Raw genomic sequence first — 24670 nt, 5'->3', positions numbered from 1 at the left:
ACTATTCGTTATTTTCGACAACATTTATGCAATATTTTCAAAGAGCTTTCATGAAAGCTCTTTTTGTTTTATTTGTTCGCTTGTTTCCCGTCGTGATCCATGGTAAATTGTTGTGCAACCGAAATTTTTTGGCAGTCTTTTCTGCTAAACACAAAGGAGTGGTACGTATATGGATCTGGTCTTACGCCATGTCAAAAAGTACAAAGCGGCAACCGGCATTGCCTTATTATCGGTCATTTTAATGGTCGTTGCTGCATTATGGCAGCCGAAGCTCTTGCAGCAAGTGCTAGAATCAATTATTACCGAAAACAATGATGAAATGAAAAAAATTGGTATGCAGCTGATTGGGCTAGCATTGCTAGGCCTTGTTGCAGGGATTATCAACACGATTTTTTCTGCGAAAGTGGCGCAAGGCGTTAGTGCCGATATTCGGGAAGAGATGTTTCGGAAAATCCAGACATTCTCATTTGGTAATATCGAAACCTTCTCGGCAGGAAACCTAGTGGTGCGCTTGACCAATGACATCACGCAAATTCAAAACTTAGTGATGATCTCGCTGCAATCGTTGTTTCGCATCCCGTTCTTATTTATCGGTGCCTTCATTTTGGCGATGACAACTATGCCGCAACTTTGGTGGATCATCGTCTTACTAATTATCGCTGTCCTAGTGATTACGGCACTCTCCTTTACACGGATGGGCAAACACTTTATGATCATCCAGAACTTGATCGACAAAATCAATGGGATTGCCAAAGAAAATTTGATGGGGATTCGTGTGGTGAAATCTTTTGTTCAAGAAGAAAACCAGCTACAAGGCTTTTCCGAAGTCAGTGAAACGTTAACGAAGCATAATATTATCGTAGGAACCTTGTTCTCTGTCATGATCCCCTCCTTTATGCTGGCAGCCAACTTAGCCGTCGTCGGCGCGATCTTCTTTGTCAGTGATCTAGCGAAAGATGATCCAACCTTGATTGGGGGAATTGCCTCATTCATGAATTATTTGATGCAAATTATGATGGCGATCATTATCGGCGGCATGATGATGATGATGACATCGCGGGCTGCAGTTTCGCTAAAACGGATCAAAGAGATTCTAGATACCGAACCGGATCTGCAATACCAAGATGTCCCAGAACAAGAGTTGTCTGGAAGTGTCGCTTTTGAAAACGTCAGTTTCCGTTACCCTGGGGATGAAAAAAATGCCCTAACGGCTATCAGTTTTACCATCAAACCTGGCGAAATGATTGGGATCGTAGGGGCGACTGGTGCCGGCAAATCAACACTGGCGCAGCTGATTCCCCGTTTGTTTGACCCAACGGAAGGTGTCGTGCGAGTTGGCGGCGTTGACTTGAAAGAAGTCAATGAACAAAGCTTGCGTAAAACGGTCGCTTTTGTCTTGCAAAAAGCGATCCTCTTTTCAGGAACGATTGCCCAAAACTTGCGGCAAGGGAAAAAAGACGCCTCAGAATCTGAGATGTCTCGCGCAACGGAAATCGCCCAAGCCAGTGAATTTATTCAAAAATTGACCGCTGGGTTTGAAGCGCCGGTCTCCGAGCGCAGCAGCAATTTTTCTGGAGGGCAAAAGCAACGCTTATCGATTTCTCGAGGGGTGATCGGTGAACCGAAAATTTTGATTTTGGATGATAGTACGAGTGCATTAGACGCTCGTTCGGAAAAATTGGTTCGCGAAGCGTTTGAAAAACAATTAAAAGACACGACAACGATCATCATCGCGCAAAAGATTGCCTCTGTTGTGAAAGCCGACCGCATCTTCGTTTTAGATAATGGACGTCTGGTTGGTGAAGGAAGCCATGAATTTTTAGCCAATAACAATGCCATCTATCAAGAAATCTTCGCAACACAGAAAGGAGAGGAGTAACCATGACAGATTTGTTCAAAGCGAGTAAATTTTTCTACCATTACTTAAAACAATACAAGTGGTCGTTTCTATTCATTTTTGTGACGGTGATTCTGGCAACGTATCTGCAAGTGCAAGCGCCAGTCTTTGTCGGAGAAGCGTTCCAAGAGTTGGCGAATTATGTTGGTGGTTTGATGCAAGGGGTCGATGATAAATCAGCTTTTCTATCGATCATTTGGAAATTGTTGATTTTTTATGTCTTAGCCAGTGCAGCCAATTTTGTTTATAGTATCTTGTTCACGCAAGTGGTGGGGAAATCAACCAACAGAATGCGGATCGGTTTATTTAATAAACTGGAAAAATTGACGATCAAATTCTTTGATTCTCATCAAGACGGTGATATTTTGAGCCGTTTTACCAGTGACTTGGATAACATCCAAAACAGTCTGAACCAAGCATTGTTGCAAGTGCTGACCAATGTAGTCTTAATGGTGGGAATCTTGATCATGATGTTCCGTCAAAACGTTGAATTGGCATGGGCAACGATTGCTTCTACCCCGATTGCGGTCTTAATCGCGGTGATCGTGATCCAAAAAGCCCGCAAATATGTCGATCTGCAGCAAGATGAAGTCGGAAAATTAAACGGCTATATTGATGAAAAAATCAGTGGTCAACGAATCATCATCACCAATGGACTGCAAGAAGAAACCATCGACGGTTTCTTGGTCCACAACCAACAAGTCCGCGAAGCTACCTACAAAGGGCAAGTCTACTCTGGGCTGCTTTTCCCATTGATGCAAGGGATGTCCTTGTTGAACACGGCAATCGTGATTTTCTTTGGTGGCTGGTTAGCATTAAACGGTGACTTAGAACGTTCCGTTGCTTTAGGATTAGTTGTGACCTTTGTCCAGTATTCGCAGCAGTATTATCAACCATTAATGCAGATATCTTCTGGTTACAGCATGATTCAATTGGCGATCACCGGTGCGCGCAGAATCAATGAAATGTTTGATGAACCTGATGAAGTCAAACCAAAAGACGGGATCAAAGTGAAGGGCATCAAAGAGGCGGTTGCTTTGAATCATGTGGACTTTGGGTATGACAGTCAAAAATTGGTCCTAAAAGATGTCTCGATCACAGTCAACAAAGGCGAAATGGTCGCATTAGTCGGACCGACGGGTTCAGGAAAAACGACCATCATGAACCTGTTGAATCGCTTCTATGATGTGAATGGTGGTTCTGTGACCTTTGACGGCATCGACATCCGGGAGCTAGACTTGGATCTGCTGCGTTCTCAAGTGGGAATCGTTTTGCAAGAATCCGTGTTGTTCTCAGGGACGATTCGCGAAAACATTGCTTTTGGGAAACCAGAAGCGACTGAAGCCGAAGTCATTGCAGCAGCGAAACAAGCCAATATCCATGAGTTTGTTATGACGTTGGAAAAAGGCTATGACACGGAGATCACCGAAGAGAACAATCTTTTCAGTACTGGTCAAAAACAATTGATGAGTATTGCCCGAACGATTTTGACCAATCCAGAATTGTTGATTTTGGATGAAGCCACCAGTAACGTTGATACCGTGACCGAAGCGAAAATTCAACGAGCAATGGATGAAGCAATCAAAGGACGAACCAGTTTTGTGATCGCCCATCGCTTGAAGACGATTTTGAATGCCGACCGCATCGTTGTCTTGAAGGACGGCGAAGTCATTGAAGAAGGCAATCACCATCAATTGGTGGCGGCTGACGGCTTTTATGCAGAACTGTATCACAATCAATTCGTTTTTGAATAAGCGCAAACCAACGTAAAATCATCAAGAAGACACTAGCAGGACAGCCCGCAATTTCGTCAACCAATCGACGAAACAGCGGGCTGTTTTTTTAGGTTAAAGCAAGCGCTTCTTATGACGTCAATGTTTATGAGCAGTTAGTGGTATAAGGGGTCCGTTGTTCTGATAACCAAAAAAGACCAGCCTTAAGCATGGTCTTCTTTGTTTTTTTTAGTGATACGCAGCGGTTTGAGCCAACCACTCAATAAAATGGTCTGGCTGTTGCGTATCCTGTGCCACGATATTCCACTGCTGGTTTTTGCAGCGGGTGCATTCATGCAGCAGCTGATAGCCTTTTTTGGAATGTTGGCGATAGTCAATCGGTCGCATCAAGCCATGGCAAGTATTTTGACGATCACCCGGGCGAATATCCACGTGTAACGAGTAGAGACACTGGGGACAATGGTTGCGGTAAGAACCATTGGTCAAGGGTGCCACAGGCGTACTGCAGTTTTTACAAACAAAGGTCGTATTTTCATCTTTTCTCATTTTGCTTTCCTCCAAAAGAATGATTTCTTTTGAGAGAAAAGGGTTCCGTTCGTTCTTCATCAGGCTTCTTTGGCTAGGGACACATTCACCGTCCGTAACGATTACTTCTGCTTCCAGCTTCATGCGATTTCGCAATCCGTACCACGCTTAGTTTTTTCGTTTTGTGCTAAGCACTGTGTTGCGGCAGCCCACAACCCAGCAGTAAGTGTAGTCCAAAGTCACTGTCATTGGCGTCGTCCCCTAGAAAGCAATTGAGGAATGCTTTTTTATCGAGTACCTCCTATGTGTTTATGAGGGTATTATAGCAGAAATGGGTTTCGCTTTAAAAGATACAATTTTTTGCTAAAGGGTTCTATCTGATGAAACATTTCTGTCTATTTTTCTAAAATTCCTGGAGTGGATGTGCGGAAAAGCTAAAATTGTATTTTCCCCGAAAGCATAAGTGGAATTTTTGTGCCATCTTTTTTTAAGCCGATCACTTCCAAGTCTTTGGTACCAAAGGACACATTGATCAATTGAGATGACCGATTCAGACCAGCTTCCTTCAAGGCACTCTCAGACAAGTGAATTCCTTTTTTTAGACCCGCTGGCGAGGCATTCCCGATTCCAATATGGCAAGCTGTATTTTCATCAAGTAAAGTATTGTAAAAAAGACTATTCATCTGAGCTAGGGGAGAATCATTAAAGACTAAAGCAATTTCGCCTAAATAGTGAGTTCCCTCTTCAGTTTCTATGATATTTTGCAGTATTTCTTGTCCTACAGAGGCATGAAAATCAATAATTTTACCTTTTTCAAAAACCAAATAAAAATCATCGATAATATTCCCACCATATATAAGCGGCTTAGAGGCCGTCAATTTTCCATTGATTTTGTATTTATGAGGAACGGTAAAAACCTCTTCAGTTGGTATGTTAGGGAAAAAGCGAGTTCCTTGTCTATCTTGGACACTACCACCAAGAAACTGATGATCTTCTGGTAAACCAATTGCTAATTCAGTGCCATGTTTATTGGAAAAATATAGCTGGGTAAATTGTTGATAATTTAAAAAATTTTTCCTAGCTTCCAAGTTTTTATCATGAATTTGCCAGTCGTTAAAAGGGTGTTCGCCATCAGCACGGGCACCTTTTAATATCATTCCCCATAACTTGCTGACAGCTTCTTCTTTATTAAAAGTAGGAAAAAGTGTGGTTGCCCAAGTAAAAGAAGGTACCACTACAAGATTCCAACGAATTTCATAGGATCTGGTCTTTTCATAATAGAAGTTCAAATATTTACGGGTGGTTTTCTGAAGTAAGCTCATACGATTTGAGGGTACCGTGTTATAGATGCCGGGTGTTTCTGAAATAATGCGGATGAAAGCTGCTCCTTGATTGATCCATGCTTTATGACGGAGGATTTTCCACTCTGGAAATTCAGCAATCGTCTCAACGGTTGCATACACTAACTGCTGCTTGGTGGTTTCTTCATCTGTCCAATCCATCACCACATTAGAAGCACCTGCTTTGTAAGCAGCTTTTTGAACAAAACGGGCGAATTCGGCATGTTCAAGATCACTGTGAACGATTACTAATTGATTTTTTTGCACATTTACGCCAATTTGTACAGCGAGATTCGCATATTTTATCAGTGCAGCTTCACTGATACTCTCGTTTTTTTTAGTAGATGTCATATTTCTCCAATCTTTTAAAAGAACTTTATTCAAATATCGATCTAAAATAGGTAGCTATTTTTCTTATTCTACCAAAAAATTAGGTTGTTTTATAAATTAAGGATGAAATAATGGTAATTTTAGAAAAACTACTTTGATAGCCTGCTTAAGAAAATAGTGACTGATCAAGAGAAGACAAGGAGCATTATAGAAAGAAAACTATCGATAATACCTAGTAAATAATGAATTAGATGAGGAGATTCAAAAATAATGAAGATGGCTCACGAAAGTTTATTACGAAGATTGTGCATCTTCCACAAAAATCTCGGAGCAGCTATCCAAATTGATCCAAACTGGATTAAAATCAAGCAACAAGATACGATCATCAAACAACAGGCACAGATCATTCAGCTTTTGAAAGAAACACGATAGAAAAACCGAAGAACGAGCTAGCGGTTCTCCTTGAAAAGGAGGCAGCTAGCTCGTTCTTCGGTTCTTTGTTGACGATGAAAGATCAATAGTACTCCCCGTGGCGATAGTCCCATGAGTTGAAGTGATCAGAAAGGTACATTTGGATTTTTTCAACATCGAGTCCTTTACGGATCAAGACAGGTGCGGGAGTGATGGAGCGTTGGTCTCCTTGCTCTGGAATCAAGTTGCCGTCTTTATCAACGAAAGAAACCATGACTCCTTGCTCATAGCGGGTTTCCAGCGTTTTGTCTGGTTGGATCGATGCAACATAGTCGTTGCCTTCAATGATTAGATCGGCTTCTTGCGCGATTTGTTCGCCGATCCCTTCAACAAGTCCGCGGTTTCCTTTGCCTGAAGGGTTCGCTGAGCTGGCGAAAAGCAATTTCTTTTTCTGATCCCAAAGTTCTTTTGAAATCTGCTCACCAGGGACACCGAATTTGATCACAAAACAGCTGGTTCCCCGAACGTCCGTCATCAATTCTTCTGAACCATCGTTTGGGATATAGGCTTTTCCTGATTCTTTCCAAGGCAAAATCGCACCGAATAACACGTCATTGTTCCAGCAAGTTTCGTAAACGGCGGCGGTTTCCGCATTTAGTTCGGCTAATTCATGTAGTTGTTCCAATGAGCTGCAAAGAACGACGCCTGGTTTGTTACGCTTACGATTTTTCGCTGAAAACTTGCGTTCCAGCCCTTTTTTATCAGAGACGGCAATGATATAGCCGACTTTGGTTGGGCAAACGATTACTTTGCTTTCTTCATTCAAATAGTTGATCGCACGTTGATTTGGTTCTCCTGTCCATGGAACTTGTTTTGTTTCTTTCACTCTCTTCATCCTCCCTGTCTTCCAATGAATCGCCGTCATGAAAAATATAACGGAATATTCTGAAAATTCTGATTGAATATGGTTACCCTTGATGATAAGGGAATCAATCTGTGTAGTCAAGGGGATTTACACCAGAATGTAAAAAGAGAGGAAGAGGAAAACCGTATATACGTCATTAGAGAATAGAGTGAATGATTGACAGCAACACTATTTTTTTCCGCTTTGTATGAAAAAATTGACTGTTTTTCATGTTATTTATATGGGAAGATAGGCTTATAGATAGAACAACGCAATCAAAAGAATAGTTTTTTTGTGAAAGATGAGGAGTATCATGAGTGAAAAGAAAAAAATACGCAAGCTTTTGTTGGCATCGATTGTCGCTGGGAGTATCTATGGTGGCGGTGCCTTGCTTTTTGGGTTGCTGGTCAGTTATAACGTCCTCTTGTTAGATGGGGTCTATACATTGATTGGGGCAGTGATGTCACTGATTGCTTTGTATGTGGCAAAATATATCCAAGCCCAAGATTTTGAACGTTTCCCATTCGGTAAAGAGGCATTGATGCCATTAGTGGTATTTATTCAATATAGTATCATCCTGCTGATCTCAATTTATGGAATCATTGAATCTGCTTTTAGTTTGTTACACGTCAGTGATGGCATGATTGATCCAATCGGTTTGTATTTCTCACTGGTTGGAACGATCTACTGCTTTTCTTTTTACTTGTACTTAAAAAAGAAACCACTGACCCATCCCTTTTACTGGGTGGAACTAGAACAATGGCGTTTCGGCTTTTTCTTTAGTCTGGGTGTCGTCGGTTCATTTCTTGTGTCCTGGCTGATCCAAGTCAGTCCCTATGGGAATTTTGCGATGTATGTCGACCCAATCATCTCCATCGGGATCACCTTGTTCTTTATCCAGCTTTCGATAAAAGAGTTGAAAGCAGCGATTTTAGAATTGACTTCTTCTACTCCAAAAGAAGAACTGCGGGAGACCATCATGACGATCGTTGAAAAAGAATTGCGCGCAGAAGAAGTGGTGGACTTTGTGTTACGTACCGCCAAAGTCGGTAATCAAGTCATTGTGGAATTAGATGTAGTGATTTTACCTGCAACTCCTCTCGATACAGTAGGTCAGCAAGATCCCTTGCGAGAACGATTGAATCAGGCAATCAGCCAACAGATTTCCGGTTATTCCCTCTGGCTAAACATAAATTTTGTCGGTGACATCAAATGGGCGTATAGTGAGGAGTAAGAATGGCTGCAAAGCAGCTTGAATAAACCGTGAAAATAACAGAGAAAAGAGGAAACAAATGACAATTCTGAAAACCTATGGAAAAATCACCGCAGCACTTTTCTTGTTAGCGGCAAGCATCAATTTATTTTTAGGACCGCATCATGTGGCAGCTGGCGGTGTCAGCGGAATCGGTATTTTATTAGAGTCAGCACTCGGTTGGGATCGAGCGGCTGTGATCATGGTCTTGAATATTCTCATGCTTATTCTTGCCTATGCCTTTTTAGGGAAGGGGCCTTTTTTGAAAGTCCTCTATGGTAGTTTTGCTTTTCCAGTAGCAATTGCTTTAGTCCCAGAATATATGGTGGCTGAAGACCGGTTGCTTTCCGTGATTTTTGGCAGTGCGATTTTTGCTTTAGGAGTAGCGATTTTGTACAAAAATCAGTCTTCCAGCGGCGGCACAACGATTCCACCGCTGATTTTCAAGAAATACTTTAATTTGAATCCAGCGATCGGCTTGCTGGCGACCGATGCGATCGTTGTTTCCATGAACTTGTTCGTTTTCGGGTTTGAAGAGTTCTTGTTTGCGATCTTATCGATCGTGATCACCTCTGGTGTGATGACCTACATTGAAACCGGCTTTAACCGAAAGAAATCTATCATGATCTTAAGTGAAAACCACGTGAATGAGATTCGAGAAGCGGTCTTTGATAAAACAGCTCGGGGCGCGACCCTGTTGGCTGCCCAAGGCGGTTACCAGCAAGCCGACAAGCAAGTGCTGCTGATCGTTGCCAGCGACCAAGAGTTTATGCAGATCAGACAAATCATTGAGACTATTGACCCAAAAGCGTTTGTGATCGTCAATAATGTCTCAGAAGTACTGGGGCAAGGTTTTAGTTATCACCCGATCGAATGATCGTATTCTCGCTTGTTCAGCGTATGAAACCACCCTCGTCAAGTAGGCTATCTACTCGACGAGGGTGGTTTTTAAGGTCCATGATTTTCAAATAGCTTTACTCCGTAAAGTAATCGGGGAAGGCTTTTTCCACAAAAACCAGATCGTTATCAATGACATCAATGTGTTGCCCGACCAAGGGAGCAATTTTGGCTTGGTCTTTTTCTTTTAAGGTTGCTAAGATTTCTTCATGATCTCGCAAAATAATTTCCCAAGACAATTCCTCCACCTCTAAACGTAAGAAGCGGAAGCGATTTAATGGCAGATTGATCGTTTGTAGCCAATTCCAGACATTTTCTTTGTCGGCGATTTTATAAATCAACTGATGGAAGGCCTCGTCGAGTTGGAAAAACTCGATTTCATCCTTCAATTGGGCATAGGTCCGCTGCAAAATAACGAGTTTTTCTAGTTCTTTCAGTTGTTCTTCTGTAACGGCTTGGCAGGCCGCTACGAATACTTCTTTTTCAAGCGTCTCTCTGACAAAACGAGCTTCTTCAATTTGTTTGATGCTGATTTTAGAAATATAGGTACCGCTTTGGGGAACGACATGGATCAGTGCTTCACGGCGCAGACGAATAATTGCTTCACGGATCGGCGTCCTGCCGATGGTTAGTCGTTGCTCCAATTCCTTTTCAGATATTTTTTGACCGGGAATCAGTTTGGCGGTTAAAATCAACTCTTTGATTGATTCATAAGCTTGTGATTGAAAATTTGTAGGGTTCAACATAAACGCTTCTTTCTGTATCAGGCATTCAATTACCTTCGAAAGAAAAACTCTGAAGGAAAGTGCCTAGGGATAGTTTTGAGTAATAAAACTAGTATATAAGTTGAATAACCTTTTGTAAAGGCTTGCAATTCAGTATGGAATGAACTAGAATACTAATATATCAGTTTTAAGAAAAAGGAGGAAGTAGGATGTTTGATTTTACTGCCTTGAAGCAGGCAGGAGTTACGATGCCGGTCGTTCCCAAAGAAGTGAGGGATCAATCAGATACTCAGTTTCAATGGCTACACTTTGGTGGGGGAAATTTGTATCGGGCATTTCACGCAGAAGTAGCCCAAACGTTGATCGATCAACAAGCGTTGTCAAAAGGAATCGTAGTGTGTGAAACCTTTGATGAACAAGTGATCGATCAAGTGTACGCGCCTTACGAGAATGACATTTTAGAAGTGATCATGCACGAAGGGGGACGGTTGGAGAAAAAATTGCTCCAGTCAACGGCGGCTAGTTATTATTGCCATCCTTCCCGCACTGCGAGTTATGAGCATATACGCAAAGTATTTCGTGAGCCGTCACTACAATTGGTCACCGTAACAATCACAGAAAAAGGCTATGGCTTAAAAGACAGTCAGGGGAATTTTTTGCCTGTCGTCCAAGCGGATCTCGCTGCGGGTCCTCATCAGGTCAACCATACAATGAGCATTTTGGCTAGCTTTTTATGGGATCGTTTTCAATCAGGGGCTCTTCCGATCGCTATGGTCTCTACCGACAATTTTTCGCAAAATGGGCTCCGTTTCCAAGCGGCGATTGTCACCATCGCAAAAGAGTGGCAAAAGCTGGGGCATATTTCAGAAGCGTTTGTCCGATACTTAGAAAACAACGCGCAAGTGACGTTTCCGTGGTCAATGATCGATCGGATCACGCCAAATCCTTCAACAGCAGTTGCAGAAGAATTAGCAGCAGCTGGCATTCAGCAGCTGCCAGTCATTCGGACCGATAAAGGAACGATGATCGCTCCGTTTGCTAATACAGAGGCGACTCATTATTTAGTGATTGAAGATGATTTCCCGAACGGTCGCCCGAATTTAGACAAAGCGGGGGTGATCTTGACGAGTCGAGAGATCGTAGACAAAACCGATAGTATGAAAGTCACAACTTGTTTGAATCCACTGCATACGGCAATGAGTTTGTTCGGCTGTTTACTCGGCTATACATCCATTGCTGCGGAAATGACCGATCCAGATATTGTCGCTTTGATCAAAGGAATCGGCTATCGTGAAGGCTTGCCGGTAGTGGAAGATCCTGAGATCATTCAGCCAAAGAAATTTATCGATGAGGTGGTCGGTCTTCGTTTACCGAATCCGCTGATTCCTGACACCCCACAGCGCATCGCCGCAGACACCTCACAGAAAATCGCCATCCGTTTTGGCGAAACCATCAAAAAGTATGTGGAGAAAGAAGGCTCGGCTTCTGAGCTGACTTTCATTCCCTTAGCGATTGCTGGCTGGTTGCGTTATCTCTTAGCGATCGATGATGAAGGCCATCCATTTGTCCCAAGTCCTGATCCCCTCTTAGCAGAATTGCAAGAGATTTTACATGAGTGTCAGTTGGGGCCAGCCGCCGATGTTCAAGGGATCATTCGACCAATCTTAGCAAATCCGCAGATTTTTGGTTTGGATCTCTATCAAGCAGGAATCGCTGAAAATGTGGGTCACTTGTTCACTAAGATGCTAACAGGAACCGGCGCAGTTCGTAAAACATTACATGAAACAGTAGAAGGGATCGAATAAAAAATGGAAATGACATTTCGTTGGTATGGAAAAGAATACGATAAAATCAAATTAGCAGATATCCGTCAAATTCCTGGGATGAAAGGCATCGTCGGCACACTTTTTGATTTGCCTGCTGGGGCAGTTTGGCCCAAAGAACGGATCAAGGCGCTCGTGGAAGAAGTCGAAGCAGCTGGACTTTCTCTGAAGGTGATCGAAAGTGTCAATATTCATGATGACATCAAGATTGGCTTGCCTTCGAGAGACCTGTATATCGAAAACTACAAAGAAACGATTCGTAATTTGGCAGCATACGGGATCGAAGTGATCTGCTATAATTTTATGCCGATTTTTGATTGGATCAAAACGGATCTCGATTATCGCTTAGCCGATGGTTCTTCTACGATGGCATTTGAAAAAGCAGGGATCGACAAAGACCCAGAAGAGATCGTCAAAGAAGTTGAGGAGTCAAGCTCTGGCTATACCTTGCCAGGCTGGGAACCAGAACGTTTGGCACATGTCAAAGAATTGTTTGCTGCGTATAAGGATGTCGATGATGACAAATTAAGAGAAAACTTTGCTTATTTCCTAAAAGCCATCATTCCCACCTGCGAAGAGGTCGGCATCAAGATGGCTGTTCATCCAGATGATCCTCCCTATTCGATTTTTGGTCTGCCGCGTATCGTTAAAAACCGTGATGATCTGGATTGGGTCTGTAACGTGGTCGACAGTCCGTCAAATGGCATCACACTTTGTACTGGCAGTATCGCCGAAGACCCAGCCAATAATGTCTATGAGATTTTGGCTGAGTTTTGTCGCCGGGATCGGATTCCTTTTGCCCATGTTCGTAACATTCAATACTTGGGCAATGACAAAGACTTTTATGAAGCACCGCATCTCTCCTCTGAAGGCTCGTTAGACATGTATCAGATCCTAGAAGCGATGTACAAAAATGGCTTTGACGGCTATATTCGACCAGATCATGGGCGAATGATCTGGGGAGAAACGGGACGTCCAGGCTATGGCTTATATGATCGGGCGATCGGCGCTTCCTACTTATTAGGGTTGTGGGAAGCCATCGACAAGAGCGTGGGGCGTTAAGAAAAGGAGCGAAGAAATGTTTTTAACTGACGATTTTATTTTGAAAAACAGCTTTGCCAAAGAGTTATACCATGGGTATGCAAAAAAGCAGCCGATCATTGATTACCATTGTCATTTAGATCCGAAAGAGATTTTCGAAGACCAAAACTTCACCAATCTGACCCAAGCGTGGCTGGCGGGGGACCATTACAAATGGCGCTTGATGCGAGCCAATGGTGTTGCAGAATCTTTGATCACTGGCGATGCTGATGACTACGAAAAATTCTGTGCTTGGGCGCAGACCTTGGAGGCTTGCATTGGCAATCCCTTATATGTCTGGACCCATTTGGAATTGAAGCGAATCTTTGGTATTGATGAGCGGTTGACACTAGCCAATGCAGTAAGCATTTGGGAAAAAGCCAATCAACAGTTGCAGACGAAGGAATTTTCACCACGAGGGCTGATCAAAAAGATGGCCGTTGAGGTGATCTGTACGACGGATGATCCCATTGATTCGTTGACGTATCATCAAAAGCTGGCAGAAGAATCCTTTGCTGTGTATCCTACCTTTCGTCCTGACAAAGCAATCAATCTGCAGAATTCAGAATTTCCAGCATACCTTAAGCAATTGGCTGCAGCTGCGAACAAAGAAATCACTAGCTATCAAACGCTGGTTGAAGCATTGGCCGTACGTATTTTTTACTTCCAGCAACGGGGCTGTCGTTTAGCAGATCACAGTCTATCACGTCTTGGAGAGGAAGCCTACGATACCGCTGCACTTGAAGCGATTTTTCAGAAGCGTTTGACCACTGGGACACTGACTAATGAAGAAATCAGACAGTTTCAAACCGGCTTGCTGATTGACTTGATGCGCCAATACGCGAAGCAAGGCTGGACCGCGCAATTGCATCTGATGGCGACTCGCAACAACAGTCAAAAACTTTTCCAACAACTAGGACCTGATAGCGGCGGTGATGCGATGGGGGACGATCGTCTAGCGAGCGGCTTAAGTCGGACATTGGCGCAGCTTCAGGCGGAAAGCTTATTGCCGAAGACGATTTTGTATTCACTGAACCCCAAAGATTATCCAGTGTTGACTGCGCTGATGGGGGCGTTCCAAGAAGAGAGCAAAGGCAAGCTGCAATTAGGCTCTGCTTGGTGGTTCAATGATACGTATTCTGGTATGCGATATCAGTTGACGACCCTAGCAGAAGGCGGGATTCTTGGAAACTTCGTCGGCATGCTGACGGATTCTCGCAGCTTTTTGTCTTATCCACGCCACGAGTATTTCCGGCGGATTTTGTGTCAGGTGATCAGTGAATGGGTAGAAGACGGACAACTACCAGCAGATGAAATATATTTAGGGCAGATCGTCGCAGATATCTCTTATCACAATGCGAAAACCTACTTTGATTTTCCAAACTAATGACTACTCGATTCGTTCTTGGCTTGCTAGAGAAGGAATCGAGTGTTTGTATGGCTATTGCTAAAGTTGCGTCTGTTCATTTACTATTGGCAGGGAATCCAGTACTATGATAGAAAGAATCAAAGAAGGAGCGAACAGTATGAATCCATTCTATGAAGAAGTCTATGCGCTGGCGCGGCAGATCCCTTTTGGTAAAGTCGTCTCCTATAGTCAGATTGCGTGGAAGTTGGGACAAATCAACGGCGCGCGAGCAGTCGGTCGAGCGATGCGCTTGAGCCCTCAGGATGTCCCTGCCCATCGAGTCGTGCGGGCAGATGGCGTCTTAGTTGGTCCCTCCGCCAATGGGCGAAAAGCAGCCCTCGTCGATGAAGGGGTGGTCTTCAAAGCCAGTGGTCGTATCGATATGAAGGCTTGCAGTTGGTCCATGAGCGAGATCGCTCCCGCTCAAATGAAGGAGCCATTATGAAAAAACGTGAATTTATCGTGCAAGATCTGTTGAGTAAAATCTATCAAGAAGAATTTTCTGCCGGCAAATTACCCAACCAAAGAACCCTTGCGCAAACCTATGGCGTTTCGCGGTTTACGATCCAGCAAGCAATCAAAAACCTTGAAGAGATCGGGATCGTCAAAGTGGTACAAGGTTCAGGGATTTTTATCCATGAAAAATGGGTCAAAAACCCAATGATCTTTAATTCCTTGACCCGCACCCCTTATGACCGTATCCATTCCAAAATGATTTCCTTGAATAAGGCGGCAGCAACGTTGGATGAACAGCAGATTTTCCAAATAGGCCCAGACGAGGAAGTCTGGACCTTTGAACGAGTGCGGATCGTCAATTATAAAATCGAACAGCTGGAAACCTCTAAATTGCCCGTCAGCCTATTTCCCGAATTGACACAAGAAATCGTGGAGCACTCGATCCAACGCTATGTCGAAAGCTGCGGATACCGCATTTCCCACTACATCACAAGCTATACCCCCATCACCACATCGACCGCGCAATCGGGTATTTTATTGTGCAAGCGGGGAACACCGGCAATGCAGATCAGCAATCGGGCGATTTTAGAAGACGGCCGCGTGTATGAGTTCAGCAATATCGTTGCCATTGATTATGCCGTGACCTACATCCGTCCCTTTGACCGTGAGATCCATCGCTCACGCATCGATTGATTTTTAGGAAAGCAAATGTGCCAGTTGCGTCGTCTTTACCCAGAGAGAAGAAAGACATCCCCTGTCGATTGGACAGGGGATGTCTTTTGTTGTGTTTAAGGAGTGATCAAAGTGCCGTCTGGTGTACGGCTCTGGGTCCATTCGTGAGGACGGTAAACCACGGGAAATTCCGCAGCTGCTGCTTCATCGAACGTGATTCCGATCCCACTTTTCTCGATGGGATAAAAATAGCCGTTTTCAGGTTGTGGACTACCACCAAAGACCGACTGGGTATTTGCTGGGATCGCAATCGTTTCTTGGATCGCGGCATTGTGGAGATGGATATTTAGATGGGTGTTGACGGCTAAGCCGACAGGGCTGATATCAGACGGCGTATGCCAAGCGATCCGAATGCCCATCGCATCGCAGAAGTGAGCCAATTTCAATGCTGGCGTGATCCCACCGATTTGTGAGACATGGGCACGCATAAAGTCAATCTGTTGATTTTTGACTAGCTCTTGCCATTCCATCGGATTATTGAACAATTCGCCGGTCGCGATCGGGGTCGCCGACTGGCTGCGGAGTTGCTGCAACCACTTGTTTTGATCCGGCGGCAAAATATCTTCTAGGAAAAAGAGATTGAAAGGCTCAGCGGCTTTTGCAAATTGAATCGCTTGGTTTGGATGCAGCCGTTCATGCACGTCATGCAGCATTTGAAATTGATTGCCGTATCGTTCTTGGATCGCAGCAAACATTTTCAGTGTTGTGTCCATGTAGTCTGTTTGATCAAAATAGGAACCAGCGATGGGCTGATCGGGTGTTTGCAGTTGGCTAGGATTTCCACCATAAAAGCCTAATTGGCAACGGATATAGCGATACCCCTCAGCCAAGAAGCGATCGATTTCTTGATAAAGGTCTTCGAGATTATCTGCCACGGCATGGGTATAGGCGGGAATCGCCGTACGCGCTTTTCCACCTAACAGTTGATACAATGGCATATCGGCTAATTGTCCCTTGATGTCCCATAAAGCCATGTCGACTCCTGAGATGGCATTGTTGGTGATCGGACCATTCCGCCAGTAAGAATTGACATTCATCACTTGCCAAAGATCTTCGATTTGATTGGCATCGCGGCCAAGTAAGAGGGGGCGTAAATACTCGTCAACGACGGTTTTTACGGCTAGTGGGCGAAACTGGAAGGTTGCACAACCTAACCCAGATACGCCTTTGTTCGTTTCTACTTTAACGACAACAAGGTTATGACGATCAGGTTTGATCGCAAAGGCTTTGACGTCGGTGATGATCGTTGGTGTCATTTCATTCACTCCAATTTTTGTCTCTAGTTGCTATAGCCATTGAAACATGCTTGGCAACCGCTGTCAATTTGGTCTAATAAAAACTGGATATACACCATAAAACCAGTCCAATTTTTGCTTATTTTATAATAAAACGTTGATATATAGCGTTTTTATTCTGGTTTTATCAAAAAAGGACTGGTTTTACAAGTCTGTGTGAGCATGCTACTATGTGTGTGAAAACGGAAACACCTGAAAGGGCGCCCGTCAAAAGGATCAGGACCGTTAGCAAACAACAGGGGGAAAAAAAGATGACCAAAGAAGACATCGTAAAACAGATCATTAAAGATGTTGGCGGATCAGACAATATCAACAATGCATGGCACTGTATGACTCGCTTGCGTTTTGATTTAAAGGATGAGAAAAAAGTCGACTATGCGGCGTTAGAAAAAACATCCAAAGTCGTAGGAACAAAATATCAAAGCAATCAGCTGCAAGTAGTGATAGGAACGGATGTTGCTGATTATTATGCACCTTTAGCAAAAGAATTAGGTCTTGATGAAGCGAACCAAGGGGGAACATCAGAGAAAAAAGGAGCCGTTTCCTTATTTATGGATACCGTTTCTGGCGTTTTTGGTCCGATCGTTCCAGCTATCGCTGGCGCAGGAATGATCAAAGGATTGATGGCTGGATTGGTGGCATTGAATGTCATCTCTAATCAAACAGATACCTATTTAGTGATCGACATGATTGCGAGCGGCGTATTCACATTCTTGCCATTTTTTGTTGCTGCTTCTGCCGCTCGAATTTTTAAAACCAATCAATATTTAGCGATCGCAATCGCGGCAACGCTGCAATTTCCAACGATGACCAATGCGGTAGCCGATGGGAGCATTTCCGCCTTTCGTTTGTTCGGCGTATTGCCAGTACCCGTCTTTAACTATGCAGGGACAGTGATTCCCATTATCTTTGCCGTGCTGGCGCTCAGTTATATTTACCGTTGGGTCGATAAACTCTTACCACAAGTGCTGCGTACCGTGTTTACACCGACGATTTCGTTGTTTGTCGCTGGTATCTTGACATTAACGGTCATTGGCCCAATCAGTATCCATCTAGGAAACTTATTGGCTGCTGGCGTGGCTGGATTATTCACTATCTCGCCTGTCTTAGCAGGAATCGTGGTAGGGGCGATTCGACCAATCGCAATCTTCACGGGACTGCATCATGCCATGACCCCGATCGCTTTGCAAAACTTTGCCAATCAAGGATATGATATGCTGATGCCAATGATGTTTATGGCAAATATGGCAATCACCGGCGCAACAGCAGCTATTTATTTCAAAGTCAAAACCAAAGAAGAAAAATCGATCATTCTATCGTCGGCGGTTTCAGGCTTGTTAGGGATCACAGAACCTGCGTTATTCGGGATTTTGTCGAAGTATAAAAAAGCCTTTATCGCAGCAACAGTTGGTAGTTCTGTGGCTTCTGCCTTCATCAGTTTCTTCGGTGTTCGTATTTATGGGTACATTCTTTCAAGTATCTTTAGTTTGCCAGCCTATATCGGGGAATACTTTATCTACGCCGTTCTAGGGATCATCTTGGCGATCGGCTTATCTTTTGCCATGAGCTGGTTCTTGGTACCAAATCAAGCAGCAGAAGGCGATCGTTACACCAACGAAGTGGATCTGCATGCCGTGACCCATGGTGAATACGTCCCATTAGAAGATGTACCAGATGAAGTTTTTTCAACGAAAATGATGGGAGAAGGCTATGCCATCGAGTCCCAAGATGGCCAAATCTTTGCACCAGTCAGTGGCGAAGTCACCACTGTGTTCCCTTCAAAACATGCCGTCGGGATCAAGACCCAAAACGGCGTTGAAGTTCTTGTGCATATGGGGATCGATACAGTTTCCCTTGGCGGTCAAGGCTTTGAAGTCTTTGTCAAAGCTGGGGAGCAAGTCACTCCGCAAACCAAACTGGCACAAATGGATCTGCCGTTTATCAAGCAACAAGGCAAAGAAACCATGGTGATCGTTTTGATCACCAACATGGATCGCGTGCAGCAATTTTCTGGAAGTACTGATTTAGAAGGCAGACACCAAGCCGGTGCATTACTGGAAAAAGTCGTTTTGAATGCCTAATAAAAGAAAAAAGATGAGCTTCGTTAACGAAGTTCATCTTTTTTTCTTTGCAATTAACTACGCAGCCCGCGGCCTTTTTGGATCAAGTACCAGCATACGCTGTATAAGACGACAATGAACAAGACTAAAATACCGATGGATAGGAAAATCGGGACATCGATGGTGCCCAAAAAGCCGTAACGGAAACCAGAAATCATATACACGATCGGGTTGACTTTGGAGATCGTTTGCCAAATTGGCGGCAGCATGCTGATGGAGTAAAAGACGCCTCCAAGATAGGTCAATGGTTGTAAAACAAAGGTTGGCACGATGGAAACATCGTCAAAGGATTGGGCGAAGATCCCATTTAGCAACCCTGCTAATGAAAATAAGATGGCGGTCATGACAAGGGTTAAGACAACGATGACCCAAGAATAAACATGTAATGGGACGAAGAAAAGGGAAATGATGGTCACCAACGTGCCCACCAAGATACTACGGCCAAGTCCGCCAAAGACAAAGCCCCAAATGATGACGTGGGTAGGGACCGGCGCCACTAAGAGTTCCTCAATGTTTTTTTGAAACTTCTGTGAAAAGAAGGAAGAAGACACATTGGAGTATGAACTAGTGATCGTCGACATCATGATCAGCCCAGGAACGATAAATTCCATATAAGAAAAGCCGCCCATTTCGCCGATGCGGCTGCCGATCATTTTCCCAAAGATAATAAAGTATAAGGAAGTAGTGATGACGGGTGGGACGAGGGTCTGCACCCAAATCCGTAAATAGCGGTTGGTCTCTTTGACCGCTAAACTTTTTAAGGCTGTAAAATAAAGACTAAACATGGTTTTCCTCCGCTTCGTGTGATTCTTCGGTGATTTTCAAAAATAGTTCTTCCAAGCGATTGGATTTGTTGCGCATGGAGAGGACATTGATCCCTTGCTGACTGAATTGGGCAAAAAGATCGTTGACGCCTTGATCTCGAGCGACTTCAACAGCGATAGTCTGTTCATCTTCCATTTGGATCGGATACCCAGTGATCGTTGGTGCTTGCTTGATCGGTGCGATATCAAAAAGAAAGGTTTCAAATTGCAGTTTTGCCAATAAGGACTTCATGCTGGTGTTTTCGATCAGTTCACCAGATTGGATGATCCCGATGTTGCGGCAAAGCATTTCCGCCTCTTCTAAATAATGGGTCGTCAAAATGATCGTTGTGCCCTTTTGGTTCAATTCCCGCAAAAAGCTCCACATTTCCCGCCGTAATTCGATATCGACACCTGCCGTCGGTTCATCCAAAATCAATAGCCGTGGTTCATGCATCAGGGCACGAGCAATCATCAAACGGCGTTTCATCCCGCCCGACAGCATCCGCGCACGAACATTGCGTTTTTCCCACAAATTTGACTGCTTCAAGTATTTTTCGCTGCGCTTGATGGCTTCGTTGCGAGGGACACCATAATACCCAGCTTGATTGACAACGATCTGCTGGACCGTTTCAAAGGGATTGAAATTGAATTCTTGGGGAACCAGACCAATCTGTTGTTTGACTTGGACCAATTCTTTGTCTAAATCGTAGCCGAAGACTTTGACGCTTCCCGAAGATTTATTGACAAGAGAGGTGATAATGCCGATGGTGGTGGACTTTCCAGCGCCGTTTGGGCCTAACAAGGCATAAAAGTCGCCTTCTTCCACCGTCAAATTTATGCCCCGCAACGCTTCAACGCCGGTAGCATAGACTTTGCGTAAATCGGTTAGTTCTAGTGCATAGGTCATGTTTGTTTGAACTCCTTCTATGTATGATGGTTTATTCTATCATTTTTTTTCAAGAAGAACCGCATGATTTGATTTTTTTCATTTGATTAGATAACAATTGTTGCTAATCGATGAAAAGTGGGAAAGAGGCAAAAGAAAAAACGACCATTTGATCGTTTTTTCGATAAAGTCGATTGTTAGCATAAATACCGTTCTGGTCGTTCTGTCTGTCCTAATAAGTAATCGACAGAAACATTATAGAGGGAAGCTGCGTGTAGCAGCGTCAATACATCGGGTAAGCGATCGCCTGCTTCGTATAAGGTGTAATCGGGGTAAGACACATCGAGATGCTGGCATACTTCTTTTGGGCTCAATCCGCGTTCTTCTCTTAAAAATTTGAAGCGGCAACGCAAGGTGTCTAATAAAAAAGCTTCTTCTAATGTCACTTTGCGGTCCTCCTTAAAAAATAGCGCTTTTTTTCGCACTGTTCTCTTTTTATTGTACCAACAAAAGCAAAATATGCGAAGTGATTCACATGAAGGGCGATCGGTTTTTGTCAAAAAGTGAAACAAATGACTTGCTCTGAGACGCGTTTCATACAGTATGCTTGATTTATAAAAAGGAAGGCGGGATGGAAACATGAATACATACATGAAGAAAAATGGTGCGGAATGTTGTTATGTGACGTTGGCATTTGATGGACAACAACTGGTATTGACGAAGCCAAAAGGGTTCTTTCAAGAACGGTTAGTAGAAATTCCTGTGGATGAGATCAGTCACTTGACGTGTGATGAACACTTCGGGTCTCAGCGCATCGGATTTATCCATCACAACGACTACTATGAATTTTATACATGTGGGCTAAGTGTGATAGACTATATGAAAGAACAATTATTCGTTTAAGGAGCAGTGAGTCATGGCAAACATTCGGGATATTGCACGCTTGACCGGCTATTCGGTCTCAACGGTTTCACGAGTCATTAATAACAATCCTTATGTCAGTGAAGAAAAGCGTCGTAAGATCCTGGCTGTCATGGAAGAGGTCAACTATATTCCGAATTACACGGCGCGGGCATTAAGTGTCGGCAAAACCAAAAATATCGGTGTGATCCTGCCGTTTGTCAATCATCCCTATTTTGATCGATTATTGAGCGGCATCACGACAGCAGCGTTTGCTCGTGGCTATAAGGTGACGCTTTTAGCCACGAACTATGATCCGCAAGTAGAGGAAGCATATTTGCAAGAATTTGCGGCGAAAAGCTTTGATGCTTTGATCATTACCTCGCGGGCGAATCCGATCGAAACCTTATTGCCTTATCGTTCATACGGACGCATCGTCTTTTGTGAAAATATCTCGTATTTGACTGACGGCTGCACTTATATCGATCGAGAGGAATCGATCAAGGAGGTCTTCACGTATTTTAAGGAACAAGGCATCCAGAAAATCGGCGTGACATTGGGACGTAGCCGCAAGCTCAGCAGCAATTCAAAAATCACGGTCCGTTTGGCTCATGACTATTTTTCGACCTTTTCCGAAGACTTGATTTTTTGGGATTGTTTGACGGAAGAAGATGGCAAAGAAGCGGCTGCTTATTTTGCAGATAAAGGAGTCGAAGCGATTTTCACCAATGGGGATCATGTTGCTGCTGGGATCCAGTCGCAGGCGCCGGGAGAATGGCTCGTGATTGGACGGGACAATCTATACATCAGCGAGCTGCTGCAGCTTTCAACGATCGATCATCACTTGCAAGCTTGCGGGGAGACTGCCGTCCAATTGGCGGTAATGGAAAAAAGCGGCAACTATCGCATGCCCTATGAGTTCATCAAACGATAGCTACAGACGAAACGATGCGCAAACAGTTCCCCTGAGCGGGCAGTGCTTGCGCATCGTTTTTTTAATGGGATTTGGTGTAATGGTCAATGATCTGTTTCAACAGCTGCGCGCTGCCGACGCCTGCTTTTTGATCGTAATAGGCGGTAAAACGCTCGTCTTGAACGTACATTTCCCCTAAAGATCGGTGATATTCTGCTGAGTAAAAGGGCGCTGCTTGTTTAAGCCATGCTTGATGCGCAGCAAAAGCCTTTTCGGCTTTGTCAGAAGGGATTCGTTTCCCTTCCTTTTCATTCAATAGCTCTTTTATCAGCTGCAATAAGCGGTTTTCGTTGTCGTTCAGTGCTTGATAATCGACTTGGGTCATCTGCTGCCACTTTTGGTTGCTTTGTTCGATGATTTCCTCACCGTAGGCTTCTCGTAATTCGGCACCGTAGTTCGCTTCGTTTTCACGAATTTTTTGTTCCTTAAAATAACGGAATTTCTCTTGATCGGTCATCGTCTTTTCTCCTTCATAATAATCAATTGTTTGCGCTAAGGTGGTCAAAAGACTGTCCAGGGCTGCTCGCTCTTGTAAAAGCTGTTGGTAATGCTGCAACAAGACTGTTTGGATCGATTCCTGTGGCTCATCCAAGATTCCGCGGATTGTTTCTAATGACAGCCCAAAAGACTTAAAATATAAAATCTGCTGTAGGCGATCGACTTCCTGTCTCCCGTAGATACGGTAACCAGCTGAGTTGGTGCGTTGCGGTTGTAACAACTTGATCTGATCATAATACCGCAGGGTACGGCTGCTGACTCCTGACAGTTTAGCTAAGGCACTGATCGTATATTCCATCGGCTTTTCCCTCCTTACACCTGTATCCTAAAGGTTGACGTAACGACAAAGTCAAGAAAATTTTTTTGCGTTTTTTAAAATGTGCTATAATTATAACAAAGAAAGGAAGATAAGATGCAAATAGTTTTTTCTGATATTGATGGGACGTTCCAAGAAATGGGGCACCCGATTCATGAGATCAATAAAGAAGCCATCCGTTGTTTGCAAGCCCAAGGGGATCACTTTGTGTTTGTCACAGGGCGAGGATTTGAGCTTGTTCAAGATATGATGGCGGAAGAAGGCCTTTCCTGCGATGTGATTTTTGGAAACGGCGCTGGTCTGATGGTAAAAGGAGAAGCGCCTGTTTTGACGCATACCTTGCCCTATAAGACATTGGCGCAAGTGATTGGTATCTTAGAAACAGAAGAGGTTTTTTATTTCTTACATACTGACCATGGCATCATTTCCCCACAAGCGCATTTGTATGAAGCGCAGTTTCAAGAAAGCCGCAAGCAGTTACTCGCGGAGTTAGGGGAGCGAGGACAAATCATCGCTGACTACAAATATGAGTTCTTTTACAACGAATGTCTTCATAAAGACGACGTGCTGCAGTTTATGAAGGAACATCCAGAGATAAAGGTCATCAAAATCGAACTGATGGAAGCGTCAGACGAAAAAAGAGAACGGCTGCGGGCGATGATCCAATCAGAAACGGCTGCGATTTTTCAATCCTTTGTCCAAACACTGGAGATCGTTGATCCATTGGCGACCAAAGGTGCCGCGATCCGTTCCTTTTTAGAAGCTTTTCCCGCTGCCAAAAGCTACGGGATCGGTGATGGTGAAAATGACCTTGCGATGTTTGAAGCGGTGGATGTTTCTTTGGCTGTAGCAAATGCCAGCCCAGCGATCAAAGCAGTTTGTGATCGAACCATTGAGCGCGCGGAAGACGGCGGTGTTGGCCGCTTTATTTTAACAGAATTAGTTTCGAGAGAGGATGTTGTGCATGAAGTTGATTGAAACCCCAGTAAACCAAAATCTAAATATGGAAACTTTTTACCCGAACATCTCCAAGTATCTATTCGACAAAATAGCGATCAAATACTATAAATTGTACTCGCTTGATCGGACGCAGATTCTCTATGTGGATAGTTTTGATACGATTTCTTTAGTATTGATCAACAATAAAAAGAAAATCAGTCGGGAAGAAGTCGACACAGCGATTCATCGTTTGCTGAAGGTCGATCGCAAAGACGTGACCGTCAATGTTAATATTCGTAAAGAAATGGAAGCAAGAGGCATCACCTTTTCTAAACCGAGGAAAGATGTCATTCTTGTTCAATTGCCTGTGAAAGAATAGTAGTTGAAAGAAGTTGGGACATGCACGTTGCAAGAGCAATCAAAC

The 24670-nt window shown here is 43.8% G+C and carries 24 protein-coding genes; 15 read left to right on the top strand and 9 right to left on the bottom strand.

Going from position 1 to position 24670, the window contains the following annotated elements; genetic code table 11:
• The first annotated feature begins 169 nt into the window (after nt 1–169).
• Both IGI72_RS14575 and IGI72_RS14570 read left to right on the top strand, forming a co-directional pair.
• Nucleotides 170–1879, top strand: a complete 1710-nt coding sequence (locus tag IGI72_RS14575; RefSeq protein ID WP_438754666.1) for an ABC transporter ATP-binding protein — start codon at nt 170–172, stop codon at nt 1877–1879.
• Between the two features lie 2 nt (nt 1880–1881).
• Nucleotides 1882–3651, top strand: coding sequence for an ABC transporter ATP-binding protein (locus IGI72_RS14570; RefSeq protein ID WP_074535446.1), 1770 nt, complete (start codon nt 1882–1884; stop codon nt 3649–3651).
• Between the two features lie 207 nt (nt 3652–3858).
• On the opposite strand, the gene IGI72_RS14565 is transcribed toward IGI72_RS14570, so the two are convergent.
• Nucleotides 3859–4176, bottom strand: coding sequence for an RNHCP domain-containing protein (locus IGI72_RS14565; protein WP_010749914.1), 318 nt, complete (start codon nt 4174–4176; stop codon nt 3859–3861).
• Between the two features lie 413 nt (nt 4177–4589).
• Nucleotides 4590–5846: an aminopeptidase gene (locus IGI72_RS14560; RefSeq protein WP_438754665.1), complete on the bottom strand. Its 1257-nt coding sequence runs from the start codon at nt 5844–5846 to the stop codon at nt 4590–4592.
• Between the two features lie 249 nt (nt 5847–6095).
• Between IGI72_RS14560 and IGI72_RS14555 the strand changes: the two genes are divergently transcribed.
• The gene (locus tag IGI72_RS14555; RefSeq protein WP_213356925.1) at nt 6096–6257 is read left to right on the top strand and encodes a hypothetical protein; all 162 of its coding nucleotides are present in this window, start codon (nt 6096–6098) and stop codon (nt 6255–6257) included.
• An 82-nt stretch (nt 6258–6339) separates the two neighbouring features.
• Here the strand turns inward: IGI72_RS14555 and IGI72_RS14550 are convergent, their stop codons facing one another.
• A complete protein-coding gene (locus tag IGI72_RS14550) occupies nt 6340–7131 on the bottom strand; it encodes an L-threonylcarbamoyladenylate synthase (protein WP_172462582.1) in 792 nt (263 codons plus the stop codon).
• 322 nt (nt 7132–7453) lie between these two features.
• On the opposite strand from IGI72_RS14550, the gene IGI72_RS14545 reads away from it, so the two are divergent.
• Nucleotides 7454–8374 (top strand): cation transporter, encoded by a 921-nt coding sequence (locus tag IGI72_RS14545; protein ID WP_438754663.1) that lies wholly within the window; start codon nt 7454–7456, stop codon nt 8372–8374.
• Nucleotides 8375–8432: 58 nt separating this feature from the next.
• Nucleotides 8433–9269: a YitT family protein gene (locus IGI72_RS14540; protein ID WP_005234105.1), complete on the top strand. Its 837-nt coding sequence runs from the start codon at nt 8433–8435 to the stop codon at nt 9267–9269.
• Between the two features lie 97 nt (nt 9270–9366).
• On the opposite strand, the gene IGI72_RS14535 is transcribed toward IGI72_RS14540, so the two are convergent.
• On the bottom strand, nt 9367–10035 hold the full coding sequence (locus tag IGI72_RS14535; RefSeq protein ID WP_015510256.1) for a GntR family transcriptional regulator: 669 nt from the start codon (nt 10033–10035) through the stop codon (nt 9367–9369).
• Between the two features lie 188 nt (nt 10036–10223).
• Here IGI72_RS14535 and IGI72_RS14530 point away from each other — a divergent pair, with 188 nt between their 5' ends.
• The 5 genes from IGI72_RS14530 to IGI72_RS14510 all read left to right on the top strand — a co-directional run bounded on the left by IGI72_RS14530 (nt 10224) and on the right by IGI72_RS14510 (nt 15474).
• Nucleotides 10224–11819 (top strand): mannitol dehydrogenase family protein, encoded by a 1596-nt coding sequence (locus IGI72_RS14530; RefSeq protein ID WP_438754662.1) that lies wholly within the window; start codon nt 10224–10226, stop codon nt 11817–11819.
• A gap of 3 nt (nt 11820–11822) precedes the next feature.
• Nucleotides 11823–12899 carry a mannonate dehydratase gene (gene uxuA / locus IGI72_RS14525; protein WP_010749907.1) on the top strand — a complete coding sequence of 359 codons (1077 nt, stop codon included), beginning with the start codon at nt 11823–11825 and terminating at the stop codon, nt 12897–12899.
• 16 nt (nt 12900–12915) lie between these two features.
• The gene (gene uxaC, locus IGI72_RS14520; protein ID WP_438754661.1) at nt 12916–14304 is read left to right on the top strand and encodes a glucuronate isomerase; all 1389 of its coding nucleotides are present in this window, start codon (nt 12916–12918) and stop codon (nt 14302–14304) included.
• A gap of 139 nt (nt 14305–14443) precedes the next feature.
• The gene (locus tag IGI72_RS14515) at nt 14444–14770 is read left to right on the top strand and encodes an MGMT family protein (RefSeq protein ID WP_074933265.1); all 327 of its coding nucleotides are present in this window, start codon (nt 14444–14446) and stop codon (nt 14768–14770) included.
• Nucleotides 14767–15474, top strand: coding sequence for a GntR family transcriptional regulator (locus tag IGI72_RS14510; RefSeq protein WP_005234110.1), 708 nt, complete (start codon nt 14767–14769; stop codon nt 15472–15474). Before IGI72_RS14515 ends, IGI72_RS14510 begins: the two co-directional genes overlap by 4 nt.
• 95 nt (nt 15475–15569) lie before the next feature.
• Here IGI72_RS14510 and IGI72_RS14505 read toward each other — a convergent pair whose 3' ends face one another.
• Entirely contained in the window at nt 15570–16769 is a 1200-nt protein-coding gene (locus IGI72_RS14505; protein ID WP_005234111.1) for an enolase C-terminal domain-like protein, read from the bottom strand.
• 290 nt (nt 16770–17059) lie between these two features.
• On the opposite strand from IGI72_RS14505, the gene IGI72_RS14500 reads away from it, so the two are divergent.
• Nucleotides 17060–18889 carry a glucose PTS transporter subunit IIA gene (locus IGI72_RS14500; RefSeq protein WP_438754660.1) on the top strand — a complete coding sequence of 610 codons (1830 nt, stop codon included), beginning with the start codon at nt 17060–17062 and terminating at the stop codon, nt 18887–18889.
• A gap of 53 nt (nt 18890–18942) precedes the next feature.
• Here IGI72_RS14500 and IGI72_RS14495 read toward each other — a convergent pair whose 3' ends face one another.
• The 3 genes from IGI72_RS14495 to IGI72_RS14485 all read right to left on the bottom strand — a co-directional run bounded on the left by IGI72_RS14495 (nt 18943) and on the right by IGI72_RS14485 (nt 21066).
• Nucleotides 18943–19713 carry an ABC transporter permease gene (locus tag IGI72_RS14495; protein ID WP_005228499.1) on the bottom strand — a complete coding sequence of 257 codons (771 nt, stop codon included), beginning with the start codon at nt 19711–19713 and terminating at the stop codon, nt 18943–18945.
• Nucleotides 19706–20641 carry an ABC transporter ATP-binding protein gene (locus tag IGI72_RS14490; protein ID WP_005228500.1) on the bottom strand — a complete coding sequence of 312 codons (936 nt, stop codon included), beginning with the start codon at nt 20639–20641 and terminating at the stop codon, nt 19706–19708. The genes IGI72_RS14495 and IGI72_RS14490 overlap by 8 nt, the downstream gene beginning before the upstream one ends.
• A gap of 176 nt (nt 20642–20817) precedes the next feature.
• Nucleotides 20818–21066 (bottom strand): helix-turn-helix domain-containing protein, encoded by a 249-nt coding sequence (locus IGI72_RS14485; RefSeq protein ID WP_005234115.1) that lies wholly within the window; start codon nt 21064–21066, stop codon nt 20818–20820.
• A 193-nt stretch (nt 21067–21259) separates the two neighbouring features.
• On the opposite strand from IGI72_RS14485, the gene IGI72_RS14480 reads away from it, so the two are divergent.
• Together IGI72_RS14480 and IGI72_RS14475 are read left to right on the top strand one after the other, a co-directional pair.
• The gene (locus tag IGI72_RS14480) at nt 21260–21523 is read left to right on the top strand and encodes a hypothetical protein (RefSeq protein ID WP_005228502.1); all 264 of its coding nucleotides are present in this window, start codon (nt 21260–21262) and stop codon (nt 21521–21523) included.
• Nucleotides 21524–21536: 13 nt separating this feature from the next.
• On the top strand, nt 21537–22454 hold the full coding sequence (locus IGI72_RS14475; protein ID WP_010749901.1) for a LacI family DNA-binding transcriptional regulator: 918 nt from the start codon (nt 21537–21539) through the stop codon (nt 22452–22454).
• 61 nt (nt 22455–22515) lie between these two features.
• Here the strand turns inward: IGI72_RS14475 and IGI72_RS14470 are convergent, their stop codons facing one another.
• Nucleotides 22516–23289 (bottom strand): MerR family transcriptional regulator, encoded by a 774-nt coding sequence (locus IGI72_RS14470; protein ID WP_438754659.1) that lies wholly within the window; start codon nt 23287–23289, stop codon nt 22516–22518.
• Between the two features lie 114 nt (nt 23290–23403).
• Between IGI72_RS14470 and IGI72_RS14465 the strand changes: the two genes are divergently transcribed.
• Entirely contained in the window at nt 23404–24285 is an 882-nt protein-coding gene (locus IGI72_RS14465) for an HAD-IIB family hydrolase (protein WP_086291835.1), read from the top strand.
• Complete coding sequence (locus IGI72_RS14460; RefSeq protein WP_010749898.1) at nt 24272–24625, top strand: DUF1827 family protein; 354 nt, start codon at nt 24272–24274, stop codon at nt 24623–24625. The genes IGI72_RS14465 and IGI72_RS14460 overlap by 14 nt, the downstream gene beginning before the upstream one ends.
• Nucleotides 24626–24670: the final 45 nt, after the last annotated feature.

Origin of the sequence: Enterococcus sp. DIV1059_2, from assembly GCF_051713685.1 — a bacterium.
Classification (GTDB): domain Bacteria; phylum Bacillota; class Bacilli; order Lactobacillales; family Enterococcaceae; genus Enterococcus_D; species Enterococcus_D casseliflavus.
The sequence above is the reverse complement of the archived record's forward strand: the minus strand, read 5'-3'. Positions and strand labels throughout refer to the sequence as shown.

Excerpts from the sequence above, each read along its gene's own strand:
- IGI72_RS14575 (WP_438754666.1), top strand. The coding sequence starts at position 170 with ATGGATCTGGTCTTACGCCATGTCAAAAAGTACAAAGCGGCAACCGGC.
- IGI72_RS14570 (WP_074535446.1), top strand. The coding sequence starts at position 1,882 with ATGACAGATTTGTTCAAAGCGAGTAAATTTTTCTACCATTACTTAAAA.
- IGI72_RS14565 (WP_010749914.1), bottom strand. The coding sequence starts at position 4,176 with ATGAGAAAAGATGAAAATACGACCTTTGTTTGTAAAAACTGCAGTACG.
- IGI72_RS14560 (WP_438754665.1), bottom strand. The coding sequence starts at position 5,846 with ATGACATCTACTAAAAAAAACGAGAGTATCAGTGAAGCTGCACTGATA.
- IGI72_RS14555 (WP_213356925.1), top strand. The coding sequence starts at position 6,096 with ATGAAGATGGCTCACGAAAGTTTATTACGAAGATTGTGCATCTTCCAC.
- IGI72_RS14550 (WP_172462582.1), bottom strand. The coding sequence starts at position 7,131 with ATGAAGAGAGTGAAAGAAACAAAACAAGTTCCATGGACAGGAGAACCA.
- IGI72_RS14545 (WP_438754663.1), top strand. The coding sequence starts at position 7,454 with ATGAGTGAAAAGAAAAAAATACGCAAGCTTTTGTTGGCATCGATTGTC.
- IGI72_RS14540 (WP_005234105.1), top strand. The coding sequence starts at position 8,433 with ATGACAATTCTGAAAACCTATGGAAAAATCACCGCAGCACTTTTCTTG.
- IGI72_RS14535 (WP_015510256.1), bottom strand. The coding sequence starts at position 10,035 with ATGTTGAACCCTACAAATTTTCAATCACAAGCTTATGAATCAATCAAA.
- IGI72_RS14530 (WP_438754662.1), top strand. The coding sequence starts at position 10,224 with ATGTTTGATTTTACTGCCTTGAAGCAGGCAGGAGTTACGATGCCGGTC.
- uxuA (WP_010749907.1), top strand. The coding sequence starts at position 11,823 with ATGGAAATGACATTTCGTTGGTATGGAAAAGAATACGATAAAATCAAA.
- uxaC (WP_438754661.1), top strand. The coding sequence starts at position 12,916 with ATGTTTTTAACTGACGATTTTATTTTGAAAAACAGCTTTGCCAAAGAG.
- IGI72_RS14515 (WP_074933265.1), top strand. The coding sequence starts at position 14,444 with ATGAATCCATTCTATGAAGAAGTCTATGCGCTGGCGCGGCAGATCCCT.
- IGI72_RS14510 (WP_005234110.1), top strand. The coding sequence starts at position 14,767 with ATGAAAAAACGTGAATTTATCGTGCAAGATCTGTTGAGTAAAATCTAT.
- IGI72_RS14505 (WP_005234111.1), bottom strand. The coding sequence starts at position 16,769 with ATGACACCAACGATCATCACCGACGTCAAAGCCTTTGCGATCAAACCT.
- IGI72_RS14500 (WP_438754660.1), top strand. The coding sequence starts at position 17,060 with ATGACCAAAGAAGACATCGTAAAACAGATCATTAAAGATGTTGGCGGA.
- IGI72_RS14495 (WP_005228499.1), bottom strand. The coding sequence starts at position 19,713 with ATGTTTAGTCTTTATTTTACAGCCTTAAAAAGTTTAGCGGTCAAAGAG.
- IGI72_RS14490 (WP_005228500.1), bottom strand. The coding sequence starts at position 20,641 with ATGACCTATGCACTAGAACTAACCGATTTACGCAAAGTCTATGCTACC.
- IGI72_RS14480 (WP_005228502.1), top strand. The coding sequence starts at position 21,260 with ATGAATACATACATGAAGAAAAATGGTGCGGAATGTTGTTATGTGACG.
- IGI72_RS14475 (WP_010749901.1), top strand. The coding sequence starts at position 21,537 with ATGGCAAACATTCGGGATATTGCACGCTTGACCGGCTATTCGGTCTCA.
- IGI72_RS14470 (WP_438754659.1), bottom strand. The coding sequence starts at position 23,289 with ATGGAATATACGATCAGTGCCTTAGCTAAACTGTCAGGAGTCAGCAGC.
- IGI72_RS14465 (WP_086291835.1), top strand. The coding sequence starts at position 23,404 with ATGCAAATAGTTTTTTCTGATATTGATGGGACGTTCCAAGAAATGGGG.
- IGI72_RS14460 (WP_010749898.1), top strand. The coding sequence starts at position 24,272 with ATGAAGTTGATTGAAACCCCAGTAAACCAAAATCTAAATATGGAAACT.